Origin of the sequence: Olsenella sp. kh2p3 (assembly GCA_900119625.1) — a bacterium.
Lineage (GTDB): Bacteria > Actinomycetota > Coriobacteriia > Coriobacteriales > Atopobiaceae > Tractidigestivibacter.
Window position 1 is genome coordinate 743,525 of record FPKD01000001.1, and the last position, 13,247, is coordinate 756,771.

General features: G+C 61.0%; 9 protein-coding genes. 7 read left to right on the top strand and 2 right to left on the bottom strand.

Features of this window, described 5'->3' with window-relative positions:
* Positions 1-15 precede the first annotated feature (15 nt).
* From BT122_RS03350 to purN, 4 genes are read left to right on the top strand one after another with little or no spacing between them, the layout of a single operon-like run.
* Positions 16-1,008, top strand: a complete 993-nt coding sequence (locus BT122_RS03350) for a class B sortase (RefSeq protein WP_072354563.1) — start codon at positions 16-18, stop codon at positions 1,006-1,008.
* Complete coding sequence (gene purF / locus BT122_RS03355; protein WP_286130291.1) at positions 1,005-2,618, top strand: amidophosphoribosyltransferase; 1,614 nt, start codon at positions 1,005-1,007, stop codon at positions 2,616-2,618. Before BT122_RS03350 ends, purF begins: the two co-directional genes overlap by 4 nt.
* On the top strand, positions 2,608-3,678 hold the full coding sequence (gene purM, locus BT122_RS03360; RefSeq protein WP_072354564.1) for a phosphoribosylformylglycinamidine cyclo-ligase: 1,071 nt from the start codon (positions 2,608-2,610) through the stop codon (positions 3,676-3,678). Before purF ends, purM begins: the two co-directional genes overlap by 11 nt.
* The gene (gene purN, locus BT122_RS03365) at positions 3,675-4,289 is read left to right on the top strand and encodes a phosphoribosylglycinamide formyltransferase (RefSeq protein ID WP_072354565.1); all 615 of its coding nucleotides are present in this window, start codon (positions 3,675-3,677) and stop codon (positions 4,287-4,289) included. Before purM ends, purN begins: the two co-directional genes overlap by 4 nt.
* A gap of 456 nt (positions 4,290-4,745) precedes the next feature.
* On the opposite strand, the gene BT122_RS03370 is transcribed toward purN, so the two are convergent.
* Both BT122_RS03370 and rlmD read right to left on the bottom strand, forming a co-directional pair.
* Positions 4,746-5,213 carry a nucleoside deaminase gene (locus tag BT122_RS03370; RefSeq protein ID WP_072354566.1) on the bottom strand — a complete coding sequence of 156 codons (468 nt, stop codon included), beginning with the start codon at positions 5,211-5,213 and terminating at the stop codon, positions 4,746-4,748.
* A 33-nt stretch (positions 5,214-5,246) separates the two neighbouring features.
* The gene (gene rlmD, locus BT122_RS03375; RefSeq protein ID WP_072354567.1) at positions 5,247-6,428 is read right to left on the bottom strand and encodes a 23S rRNA (uracil(1939)-C(5))-methyltransferase RlmD; all 1,182 of its coding nucleotides are present in this window, start codon (positions 6,426-6,428) and stop codon (positions 5,247-5,249) included.
* Positions 6,429-6,645: 217 nt separating this feature from the next.
* On the opposite strand from rlmD, the gene BT122_RS03380 reads away from it, so the two are divergent.
* From BT122_RS03380 to BT122_RS03390, 3 genes are all read left to right on the top strand, one after another.
* Complete coding sequence (locus tag BT122_RS03380; RefSeq protein ID WP_072354568.1) at positions 6,646-8,121, top strand: radical SAM/SPASM domain-containing protein; 1,476 nt, start codon at positions 6,646-6,648, stop codon at positions 8,119-8,121.
* Positions 8,122-8,492: 371 nt separating this feature from the next.
* Positions 8,493-8,780 (top strand): hypothetical protein, encoded by a 288-nt coding sequence (locus BT122_RS03385; RefSeq protein ID WP_072354569.1) that lies wholly within the window; start codon positions 8,493-8,495, stop codon positions 8,778-8,780.
* 42 nt (positions 8,781-8,822) lie between these two features.
* Positions 8,823-13,247 (top strand): Spy0128 family protein (locus tag BT122_RS03390; RefSeq protein ID WP_353612540.1); only part of this gene is annotated, 4,425 nt, incomplete at its 3' end.

Genomic DNA, 13,247 nt, shown 5'->3' on the forward strand with positions numbered 1-13,247 from the left:
GAGAAAGGCAGTCACGTGTCAAACAGTCAGGGCAAGCATTTTGGCCAGTCGTCTGGGGGCGAGCCTACGCCGCCGCACGGCACCGCTAACGCCCAGCGTGCGGCCGGCTTCATTCCCGTGGTCACCGACGACCCATCGTCCAAGGGCGCGGCAGGCGCAGGCGCTCGTTCCTCTCGCCATGGCCGCCGCATGGAGAGCGACAACTACCGCGAGACCGACCCCTACGACCTCTCCGGCCGTAGGTCTCGCGACCCGCGCAAGCGCCGCAACCGCATTATCTCTACGGTGCTCTTCATTGTGGGCATCGCGCTTATCGTGGTGGCGGCCGGCATGTACGGCTACTCGCAGTGGCAGTACCACGAGCAGGACGTGGAGAACGAGAAGCTCGCTACCTACGCAACCGTGGACAACGAAGGCAACCAGCCGCCTGTGGTGGACTGGGCTGGCCTCAAGGCAGTGAACCCCGAGGTTGTTGGGTGGGTGCAGATTCCCAACACCGTGGTGAGCTTCCCCGTTTACCAGGCGTCGGATAACGACAAGTACCTCCACACCAACGCCGAGGGCACCTACTCGCTAGGCGGCCAGGTCTTTATGGACTACCAAAATCAGGCGCCCGGCATGCTCGACCAGCAGACCATCATTTATGGCCATCACCTGCGCAACGGTGCCATGTTCAAGCCCATTGCCGACATGGACAACCAAGAGGCCTTCGACTCCGTGAGCACCGTGTGGTACGTTACCGAAGACGCCAACTATGAGCTTGAGCCCCTCTTCCTCTACTACACGGACGAGAACGACACCAACGTGCGCGTCTTCGACTGGACTAGCGAGGAGGAGTTCCACACGTACCTCTCTGATCTTCTCGCCAAGTCTGTGACCAGCCGACAGGACGCCGCAGAGCTAATTGGCAAAACGAGCCACGTGCTTACCCTTTGTACCTGCAACTATATTGACGGCTATGGCCGCACCATCCTGGTGTGCGTGCCCAAGAGCGAGGTGGCATCGTGACAATAGCGTCGGGGACGCAAAAGCCCGGTGACGACAAGCTGCACGACGAGTGCGGCGTCTTTGGCGTGTGGGCGCCCAACCGCGACCCTGCACGCATGGCGTACTTTGGCCTGCGGGCGCTGCAGCACCGCGGGCAGGAGTCGGCGGGCATTGCGGTGGGAGACGGGCGCACCGTTCTGGTGCGCAAGGACCTTGGCCTGGTCACACAGGTCTTCTCCGAGGCAGACCTTGCCGCTATGCCAGGCAAGGTGGCAATTGGCCACTGCCGCTACGGCACGGCGGGCGCCAAGGGGTGGGAGTCGGCCCAGCCGCACCTCTCGATGATCAACGACGTGATCATTGCGCTGGCGCACAACGGCACCCTCGTGAACTTTGACGCCTTGCGCGGCGAGCTCATCGAGATGGGCATCCCCTTCCGCTCGAACACCGACAGCGAGGTTGCGGCCAAGCTCATCGGCTACTTCACGCAGCGCGGCCACCGCCTTCGCACCGGCATCGCGCACACCATGCGCATGCTCGAGGGCGGCTACGCCATGGTGCTCGCGCGCGAGAACGCGCTCTACGCCTTCCGCGACCCGCACGGCATTCGCCCGCTGGTCCTAGGTAAGCTTGGCGAGGGCGAGTGGGTCGTTGCCTCCGAGACCTGCGCCCTGGATATTGTTGGTGCCACCTATGTGCGCGAGGTTGCGCCCGGCGAGATTATTCGCATCTCCGATGACGGTTTTCGCTCCGAGCAGGGCGTGCCGCCGCAGCCCCGTGCGGACTGCATCTTTGAGCACGTGTACTTCTCGCGGCCTGACTCGGTGAAGGACGGCAGCTCGTTCTATCTCATGCGCCATAACATGGGCCGCCGTCTTGCTCGTGAGACACCCGTTGATGCGGACCTTGTCATCTCGGTGCCAGACTCAGGTACGCCCGCGGCCGAGGGCTATGCCGCCGAGCTGGGCCTACCGTACGGCACCGGCCTTATCAAGAACCGCTATGTGGCACGTACCTTTATCCAGCCCACGCAGGCCCTGCGTCAGATGGGCGTGCGGCTTAAGCTCAACCCGTTGCCCGACGTGGTGCGCGGCAAGCGCATCGTGATGGTGGACGATTCCATCGTGCGCGGTACCACGTCCAAGCAGATCGTCCAGATGCTGCGCGACGCCGGCGCCACCGAGGTCCACATGCGCTCCGCCTCGCCCATGGTCACGTGGCCGTGCTTCTACGGCATCGATACCGCCAACCAGGACCAGCTCATCGCCGCCAACATGTCGCTCGAGGAGATGCGCGACTTTATCGGCGCCGACACGCTGGGCTTCCTCTCGCCGCAGGGTCTTATCGACTGCGTGCCTCACGGCGGCTACTGCACGGCCTGCTTTACCGGCGACTACCCGGTTGCCATCCCGCGCTCGTTCTACGAGGAGAAGTTCCTGCCCGGCTACAAGCCGCATAACCTCATGCAGGCGTCTCTCGAGTCGCACATGAGCATCGACCAGATTGCGCGCGAGGTCGAGCAGGACTCGGCGGCGCGGCTTGAGGCCGCGGGCGCCGCGGGCAAGAACGGCGGCCATGACGAGAACAACGATGAAACCCCAGCTAGGAAGGATGCCCAAGATGGCAGATAAGCCCCAGCACGTCTCGTATGCAGATGCCGGCGTCGACGTGGACGAGGGTGCCCGCGCCGTCGACGCCATCAAGGCGGCCGTGGCATCGACCAACCGTCCCGAGGTCATTGGCGGCCTGGGCGGCTTTGGCTCGTGCTTCTCGATGGCCGCGTACAAGGACATGGAGGATCCGGTGCTGGTCTCGGGCACGGATGGCGTGGGCACCAAGCTTGCCATCGCGCAGCTGCTTGACCGGCACGAGACGGTGGGCGAGGACCTCGTGGCCATGTGCGTCGACGACGTTGTGCCCATTGGTGCGGAGCCGCTGTTCTTCCTGGATTACGTTGCCATTGGCAAGCTGCGTGCCGAGCACGTTGCCAAGATCGTGGGCGGCATTGCCGAGGGCTGCCGCAAGTCTGGCTGCGCGCTGGTTGGCGGCGAGATGGCCGAGCATCCCGGCGTCATGAACCCCAACGACTACGACCTGGCCGGCTTCGTGGTGGGCGTGGTCGACCGGCCCAAGATGATTGGCCCGCACCTGGTGCACGAGGGCGACGTGATTCTCGGCCTTCCCAGCTCTGGCATTCACTCCAATGGCTACTCGCTCGTGCGCAAGGTGGCCATCGAGGGCAAGACCGTGGAGGAGCTGGAGCGCCCGCTTCCCGAGCTGGGCGGCGAGAGCCTGGCCGACGCCGTGATGCGCCCCACCACCATCTACGCCGGTGGGCTGGTGCGCGCGCTCAAGGCTGGCGTGCCCATTCACGCCATGGCGCACATCACCGGTGGCGGCATTACCGAGAACCTCAACCGAGCGCTGCCCGCAAACGTTGATGCGGTGGTCGACCGCGGCGGCGAGGATGGTCCTGCATGGGACGTGCCGCCGGTCATCACGTACATGGTGCGCGCCGCTGGCCTCACGCCCGACGAGGCGTACAAGACCTTCAACATGGGCGTTGGCATGAGCATCATCTGCGGCCGCGACGACGTGGACGAGGTCTGCGAGGGGCTTGTTGCCCAGGGGTTCTCGCCGTTCGTGATGGGCGAGTGCGTTGCTGGCGAGGGCAAGGTGACCTATCGATGAGCATAAAGCTGGGAGTGCTCATAAGCGGCTCGGGCACCAACCTGCAGGCGCTTATCGACGCCATTGCCGCAGGTAGGCTTGATGCCAGCATCGAGCTGGTAGTGAGCTCGCGGCCAAGCGCGTTTGGCCTCAAGCGCGCCGAGGCGGCGGGCATCCAGACGCTCACGCTCTCCAAGGAGATTTACGCAGACCCAATGGTTGCCGACGAGGTCATAGCCACAGAGCTGCGCCGCGCTGGCGTGGACTACGTGCTCATGGCCGGCTACATGCGGATGGTGCACGATCCCATCCTTGCCAGCTTCCCCAACCGCGTGGTTAACATCCATCCGGCGCTGCTGCCCAGCTTCAAGGGGGCGCATGCCATCCAGGACGCATTCGATTACGGCGTCAAGGTCACGGGCGTGACGGTTCACTTTGCCAACAGCGATTACGACTGCGGCCCCATCATCGCTCAGCGGCCGGTGGAGGTGGAGGATGGCTGGACCGTCGACCAGCTTGAGGCCCGCATCCACGAGGTCGAGCACCAGCTTTACCCTCATGTGGCGCAGCTCTTGGCAGAGGGACGCGTGCACGTGCGCGAAGACGGACACGTGGTGATCGATCCGGCGTAGCACGCGGCTGATCGCGGCCTTGCGTCACCAAAACGGCCTACTGCTAACCCCTTCGGCGGCTTGTCGGAGGGGTTTCTGGTGCCAGCGCCTCTCGATCGACGATGCCCCATGTATAAAAGTGCTATATCGAACGGCTTTTTCGTTCCCGTTGTATAAAAGTGCGATATCGAACGCAGACAATCAGGGAACGATATCAACTCTGCAATCAAGCTTGTAAAATTATGCATATTATTGTGAAAATCCACATAGATTTGCATATGTAATTCAATAATTGATAAGCAATCGAGCAAGGGACCGTTCGATATCGAACTTTTATGCGCCAGTTCCTAAAAATGCGTTCGATAGAGCGGTTTTATGCTGACGGGCCCTCTCCGACACACCCTCCGGCGCCTCTTTCGCGAGTTTTTCCGCCCTGAGGGCCTCAATCAGTCCGAGAGCGAGGCCCTCGACTCCGGCCTACCCCTTGCTATGCGTTCCGAAGTAATCTTTCAGAACCGCAAGACTCTCATCGCGCAGGACGCCGGCTGTGACCTGCGGGTGCCAGAACGAGTTGTCAAACACCAATGCCGAGCAGTTGCAGCCCTCGTTGCCGAGAATGTGCTCCAAGTCCGTGTTGCTTGCGCCATACACCAGCCGGCCGAGCTTGACCCACACCATAGCGCCGCTGCACATGAAGCAGGGCTCGCAGCTGGAGTACATCGTGTACTCGCGTAGGTCGGCGACCCCGGTCTGCGCGCAGAACTCGCGAATGAGGCCCGCCTCCCCGTGGAACGTGGGATCGTGCCTGGTGTAGATCTGATTCTCGTTGGTAAATACGACCTCGCCGTCCTTCACCAGCACCGCGCCAAACGGCTCGTTGCCGTGCGCCACGGCTAGCTTCGACAGCTCGATGGCCTGCTTCATGAACGTCTCGTCGTTATCCATTGGTTCCTCCTCGCGCGGTGCCCCGCCGCTCCGCTATCTCCGCATGAGCGTTGCGACGCACTCAACATGCTTTGTGTGCGGGAACATGTCCACAGGCTGTACGCGCTCAAGCCAATAGCCACCCTCGCGCAGCATCTCGATGTCGCGTGCCTGCGTGATTACGTTGCACGAGACGTACGACACGCGCTCGGGTCCAAGCGCGCACACCGCCGAGAGGAACTCCGGCGTCGAACCGGCGCGCGGCGGGTCCATGACGAGCGCGTCAAAGCGCTCCGCTCGTCCGTTGCGCGCCGCGGCTACCAGGTATTCCGTTGCGTCCGCGCGCACAAAGCGACAGCGCTTGTCCAGCCCGTTGGCAATGCCATTGCGCCGCGCTGCGGCCACCGCGCCGGCGACCTGCTCCACGCCAACGACCTCGATGTCCGGGCACTTGTGCGCGGCGCAGATGCCGATGGTTCCCGTGCCGCAGTACGCGTCGAGCAGCCGCATCCCGGGCACAACGCCCGCTCCGGCAATGGCCAGCCGGTAGAGGACCTCGGTCTGCGCCGGGTTTGTCTGGTAGAAGCTCGTGGGGCCAATCTCGAACGAGCACCCCAGCAGTTGGTCGTGCATGACGCCAGGGCCATACAGCGCGCGGCACTCGCGGCCCAGAATCGCGTTGGTTCTGCGCTCGTTGATGTTCTGGACAATGCTTGTGACCTGCGGCTGGTTGCGGAGGATGTCTTTCACGAACTTCTCGGCGCGAGGAAGCCCTGGCCCGTTGGTAACTACGGTGAGTAGGCACTCCCTGGTGGCATAGCCCATGCGCACCACGGCATGGCGCAGCACGCCGCTCCCGCGGTCCTCCCGGTAGGCGGCGGTGCCGCAGCGCTCGGCTGCGCGGGCCACGCTGTTAAGCACGTCTCGCGCGCCCGGCGTCTCTACCAGGCACGACGAGCAGGGCACAATGCGATGCGATCCGGCGGCATAGAACCCGCAGCGCACGCGTCCGTGCGAGCCTGGCGCAAACGGCGTGGCCGCCTTGTGACGGTAGCCGCGCGGCTCGTCCATGCCGCAGATCTTCTCGAGTGTGGCGCCGTCTTGGCGAACCGCCCGTCCAAGGACCTCCTCGACCAGCGCCTGCTTGCGCTCAAGCTGGATGGGATAGGGTACCGCGAGCCACTCGCAGCCACCGCAGGACTTTGCGATGGGGCAGGTGTAGGTGCGATATCCCATGGGTCTCCAGTCAACGTAGCCGGTTTGCGCGATGCGTGACTCTCAGCATACACGCACCAAACGCGCTGGGCACCCGGGCCTCGCCATCTACGTATTCCCAGCGCAGGGGCCAAAATTTCCTTGTATGTTTGCCGCGCCCGGCGTATAGTTCTCTCAGATTTAAACGTAGGTCAAAAAATCTGCGTTCAGGGAAGCGCATTAGCAAGGGAGCACGTAAATGCAGTCAAAGATTGCCCACGCGGCAGAGCGCAAGGCGTTTAGCGTCGCGCTCGACCAGATCATCAAGGCCGCCTCTGGCGATGATCGCGAGAAGAACCTCGACAAGCTCATCAACATGGCCGGCAACCTGCTCAAGGACACCGCCCCCGGCGCCACGCGCGGCTTGAAGGCAGGTCTCTACCCCGGATCCAAGTGGGAGCAGTTCCTCTGGAGCGTCATCGACGAGACTGACCCGCACGTGCTCAAGACCGTCGTTCTCAACGGTGGCTACGAGGCTGCCTTCCGCGGCCTGCGCAACACCACGGCCAACGCCGACAAGTACCAGTGCAACGTGCCCTGGATCATCATCTTCGACCCCACCAGCGCCTGCAACAAGCACTGCGTTGGCTGCTGGTCGGCCGACTACGAGAAGTGGCAGAACCTCACGTACGAGGAGTGCGACAAGATCATCACGCAGGGCTCCGAGCTTGGCTGCCACCTCTACATGATGACCGGCGGCGAGCCCCTGGTGCGCAAGAAGGACGTTCTGCGCCTCGCCGAGGAGCACAACGACTGCCTCTTCAACATCTTCACCAACGCGTCTCTCATCGACCAGGCGTTCTGCGACGAGGTCAAGCGCCTGGGCAACATCGTGTTCTCCATCTCCCTCGAGGGCTACGAGAACACCAACGACGCCCGCCGTGGCGAGGGCTCCTACAACGAGGTCATGCGTGCCATGGACCTTCTCCACATAAACGGCCTGCTCTTTGGTACCTCCACGGCCTACACCCGCGCCAACACCGAGACCGTGACGTCCGACGAGTACTTTGACCTCATCATCAGCAAGGGTGCCCGCTGGGCCTGGTACTTCCACTACATGCCCGTGGGCGAGGGCGCCAACGCCGACCTCATGCCCACCATCGAGCAGCGTGAGTACATGCTGCACCGCATCCGCGAGGTGCGCGGCATCACCGGCGGCAAGCCCATCTTTGCGATGGACTTCCAGAACGACGGCGAGTACGTTGGCGGCTGCATTGCTGGCGGCCGCGTCTTCTGCCACATCAACGCCAAGGGCGACGTGGAGCCGTGCGTCTTCATCCACTACTCCAACGCCAACATCAAGGACCAGGACCTTCTCGACTGCCTGCGCCAGCCCGTCTTCCAGGCCTACCGCGAGAACTACCCCTGGAACGACAACATGCTGCGCCCCTGCCCCATGCTGGAGAACCCCGAGATGCTGCCCAAGATCGTGCACGAGGCAAACGCCCAGTCCACGGAGTACATCTCGCCGGAGGATGTCGACCACCTGTGCGCGCGTACCACGCCCTACGCCGAGAAGTGGGCACCCGAGGCCGAGCGCCTGTGGCTTGAGGAGCACCCCACCGGCAAGAAGATCTACGCGGACAAGATGTCCAACGAGAAGATCTCCCTCAAGGCAAAGCTCATTGCCGAGGAGGACGCCAAGGCCGAGGAGGCCATGGCCAATCAGGAGTAATGCGCGCATCATATATAGATGCGTGATGCGCCGCCAGCGCGGCGTGTTGGGACACAAAGCGAGCGGCCTGGGCCTATGCGTCCGGACCGCTCGCTTTTTCATCCGAACGGGTACGCATGAGCGCCAACTCTAATTCCGCACGGAACCCAATCCCCAGATATCGAAAAAACATAAAAAGTCCTTATATGCCCTGACGGCAATCTAGATATAATCAAATCTGTTGTAGTGTGTATTCTGTGTAAGTTTAGCCACCGGAGTCAGCACGGTTTGGCAAACACGGATGTCAGGGGGATAAGATGCAACACAAACGAACTATGAGACCTCAAGAGAGGACAAGCGGGTCGAACTCCCGCGCGTCCGGAAGGCGGAGGATGACGCCAAAGGCGCTCATTTGGACGATTGTTGCCGTCGCGCTTGCGATTGCAATCCCCCTAGGCGCATATGCTGCCGTTGGTTCTGGGGCACAGTCCGATGACACTGCGACTTCCTCTCCGGCGACAAAGACCCTTACCGATAACGGTGACGGCACGTATGACCTCGCCATCAACGTGACGGGCAAGTCCTCGTCCACGAGCGAGCAGTCGGTCAAGCCGGTCGACATCGTGCTGGTGCTCGATGTGTCCGGCTCGATGGACGAAGGTATTACGAGCTATAGCTAAAGCCCCATTTCGGGTTCTCCCTCGACGTGGACCACATATTACGTGCAGGCGAGTGATGGGTCCTACGTACGCGTCAGCTATAGCTGGCGGTATGGTTGGCGTGGCGATGACGGGAACACCTATGATTCCAGTACCACGCAGTTCTACTCCCGTTCTGAAACATCGTCGACATCCAAGTTGGCAGCTCTGAAGTCCGCAGTAAATGGCTTCTTGGATTCCACGGCTTCTCAGAACGAGAAGATCGAAGATGAAAACAGCAAGATCAGGGTTTCCATCGTCAAGTTCGCTGGAACCAAGAAGTCTGCGGTCGGAAACGATACTTACGGCCAAAACGAATACAACAATTCCCAGATTGTCAACAACCTGACATCTGACATGAGCGCCCTGAAGTCTTCTGTGCGCGCCCTCAGGGCTGGTGGCGCGACTTCCGCCGACTACGGTATGGAGCTTGCGTCGACTGAGCTCGGCAAAGCGCGCAGCGATGCAAATAAGTGCGTAATCTTCTTTACGGATGGCGAGCCCAACCACTCCAAAGGCTTTGATGACTCGGTTGCCAATAGTGCAATCAGCACCGCAAAAACTCTCAAGAACAGCGGAACCACTGTCTACTCGATTGGTGTTCTCAGCGGTGCTGACCCCTCTGCGGACCCCACGAGCTGGAACACCTCGAAGGCCAACAAGTACCTGCAGGCTATGTCGAGCAACTATCCCAAAGCCACGGGCTACACCAGCCTGGGCAGCGGGGACTATACCTCCGGGTACTACAAGGCCGCCTCGAGCTCCGAGGAGCTCTCCTCGATCTTCGATGACATCTTCAACAACATCAGCTCGACGACCACAATCTCCAACGTAAGTCTGACCGATAACCTCACGAGTATGACGGCCACGTCGCTCGTGAATGGCGAGGCGGGCAACTTCACCTATACCAAGACCGACGCGAAGGGTACCACCGAGCTCACGGGCTTCCCGGAGGCCTCGTATCAGGATGGCAAGATTACCTGGGATCTTGGCAATACCGTTCTTGAGAATGGCGTTACCTATACGGTGCACGCAAAGGTCTGGCCGAGCCAGACGGCACTTGACCTTGTCGCCGATCTCAACAATGGCACCAAGCAATACAGCGACCTTACTGCCGACCAGAAGTCACAGCTCAAGCTCGTCGATAACGTGTATACGCTGTATACGAACCCCGACGACGGCAACACCATCTCCTATAAGACGGTCACCACCAAGACGTCTTCGAAGGAGCCCTCTGGCACCAAGAATGACAATGGCACCATCACTGGCGATGATGGATTCACCTACACCAAGAATGCTGATGGCACTTGGAGCGGAACCAAGACAAGCGACGATGCCACGACGGATGCTATCACCAATCCGTCCAACGGCATGGCCGTCAATGACCAGCAGGTCAGCTTCAAGAAGGTCTGGGAAGGTGGACCCACCACGCAGACCTCGCTGACCGCTGAACTCCAGAAGGAGGGTTCGGATTACGTTCCTGTCACGGTGACCAGCGACAAAAACTGGACCACCACGACCAATGTGGCAATGGGCATCATCGACAAAGATGGCACCGTACTCGAGTCCGGCCATGATTACACGGTGACTGAGCCCAGCTATACCGACTATCACTTCGAGTACTCCGGCGAGATCTATCGCCCGATGCTCATCAACAATGTGCCTACCGTGCTGGTCAAGATTGCCGGCCAGGAAGATGGCGCATATCAAATTGACGGCAGCTGGTATAAGCCTGCAGCTGCCACGGGCACCATCACTGCCACGAACGTTCGCAAGTCCACGCTCAACCTTAGCAAGACCGTTGTTGACAACAGCGCCAACAGCGACGCCCCTGCAGATGCGCTCTTCACGTTCACTGCGAAGGTGACCGACTCCAAGGCCTCTGTTGACAATGTCTGGTTCTCCATCCAGGACGCGAGTGGCAACATCGTCAAAGACGCCGACCGTGTGAGCGGCGCAACCGCCGAGACCGGCGACACCGGGTATTACTATGCGGCTTCCGGCAGCGAGATCACGCTGAAGCTCAAGGCTGGCGACAACGTCAGGTTCATCAACGTCTCGACTGGCGCCACCTACAGCTTCGCTGAGACTGCCATGGACAATGGCTTCTCGTTCACGTCTGCTGAGGCGACCGTAAGTGGCGAGAGCGCTTCCTCTAGCGAAGTCAACGACCAGACCGTCTCGGGTACGGTTTCGCAGGCCAACAAGACTTATCAGGTGGCCTTCAAAGACACCTACGACGCGACCAAGCCGCAGGGCTTCACTGCAATGAAGACTGTCTCTGGCTATGACTGGACCAAGAGCGCTGACATCCGGATCTCCGCTACGGGCAACAATGCCGGATACGTGAAGATTCCAACTAGCGCCATCACCCAGACGGTTTCCAACATCAAGAACGGCGAGAGCCAGCAGGTCACCTTTACCGGCGTCGAGTTCCTCGCCGAAGGCACCTACACGCTCAACGTGAAGGAGACCACGGCTGCTGATTCGACGTCCGACAAGGGCTGGATGTACGACAACAGCGACCACGCCATCACGGTGACGGTTGCCAAGGGCAGGGACGGCAAGCTTGCGGTTACCAAGGTCGAGGGTGACAACCCGACCATCACCAACACGTACAAGGCCGACTCCGTGACGGTGAACACCAGCACGGACGGGTTCTTCAGCAAGAGCGTTGATACGGGCAACAACAACGGTAGCTACACCTTCAACTTCACCGTTGAGCCGCAGAATGGCGCCCCGTCGCCTGCGAATACGACCGCGAGCGTCACCTACAACGCGAACGAGACGGGCAAAAAGGCCGTCGATTTTGGCAGCATCACCTTTGATGCAGCTGGCACTTACAACTACAAGGTGACCGAAACCACGCCGAGCGATGGCTGGACCACGCCGAACGCCAAGGCTACTGTTACGGTGACCGTTAGCGACGACGGTTCCGGCCAACTCACTGCCGCTGTTGCCGGCAGCAGCATCACGAACAACTACGGTACGAACAATGTGACCGTCAACACCGCCGCCGAGGGTTCCGCATTCCTGACCAAGAACTTCGATGTCCAGAGCGGAACGCCTGCCGATAAGAAGTTCGACTTCACGCTCACCAAGTGCGATGCGCAGGGCAATGTCGCCGACGGCGCGACTCCGTTGAGCGGCTCCGTCACGTACACCAAGGGCCAGGCCGAGACCTCTGCGGTTGTCGACTTTGGCACCCTCACCTTCACACAGGAGGGCACGTACTACTACAAGGCCCAGGAGACCACTGAAAACGGCGACGGCTGGACCAAGTCCTCTGACGAGCCGTTTGTCAAGATTGTCGTGACCAACGACGGTAAGGGCCACCTTGTGGCTGAGGTTTCCGGCACCGGCACCATCACCAACACCTATAAGGCGAACCATACTGAGGTTGACACCAAGGACACCTCCACTGGTGCGTTCCTGACGAAGGCCTACAACGTCCACAGCGGTCTGACGCCCAATGACGCCAAGTTCGACTTCTCGATTGCCGAGGTCGACGCCGACGGCAACCCGGTCGAGGACGGCTACACTAACACGGGCTCCGCAGACTATTCAAAGGGCCAGACCGAAACGACGGCAGTCGTTGACCTCGGTCAGATCTCCTATACCACCGAGGGCACCCACTACTACAAGGTCTCTGAGACCTCTGCGGATTCGAACGGCTGGACCAAGGCCGAGAACTCCGACTTCACCGTGAAGGTCACCGTGACCGACAACGGCAAGGGTCAGCTTGTCGCAACCGTGTCCGGCACCGGCTCGATTGCCAATGCCTATAGCGTGACGCCTGTCGTAAGCGATCCTCCGGTCACCAAGGTCGTTGAGGGCAATCCCTCCAAGGATGCAACGTTCAGCTTTACGCTGACCCCGGATAACCCGGCGTACCCGATGCCAACGGGCACCGAGAATGGCGTGAAGACTACGAGCATCACGGGCAGCAGCAGCAGCGAGTTTGGCGAGATTTCGTTCACTGCGCCCGGCACCTACACCTATACCGTGGCTGAGGTGCAGGGAAATGCTGGCGGCTACACCTACGACACCAACACGCACTCGATTAAGTACACCGTTACCGACAACGGCGACGGCACCCTTAAGGCCGCCGTCTCCGGCAACGGCACCATCACCAACACCTACAAGGCGAGCAACACCACCGTCGACACCGACGCCGAGGGCAGCGCCTTCCTGACGAAGGCCTACGACGTCGCCGACGGGCTCATGCCCGCAAACAAGGACTTCAGCTTCTCCATCACTGAGGTGGACGCAGACGGCAACGCCGTCGAGGGCGGCTACACTAACACGGGTTCCGCGGACTACGCCGCGGGAGAGACCTCCGAGGCCGTGGACCTGGGCACCATCACCTACGACGAGCCGGGGACCCACTACTACAAGGTGACCGAGGCCACGCCTGATGGCGGCTGGACCAAGTCCGGCGACGGCTAC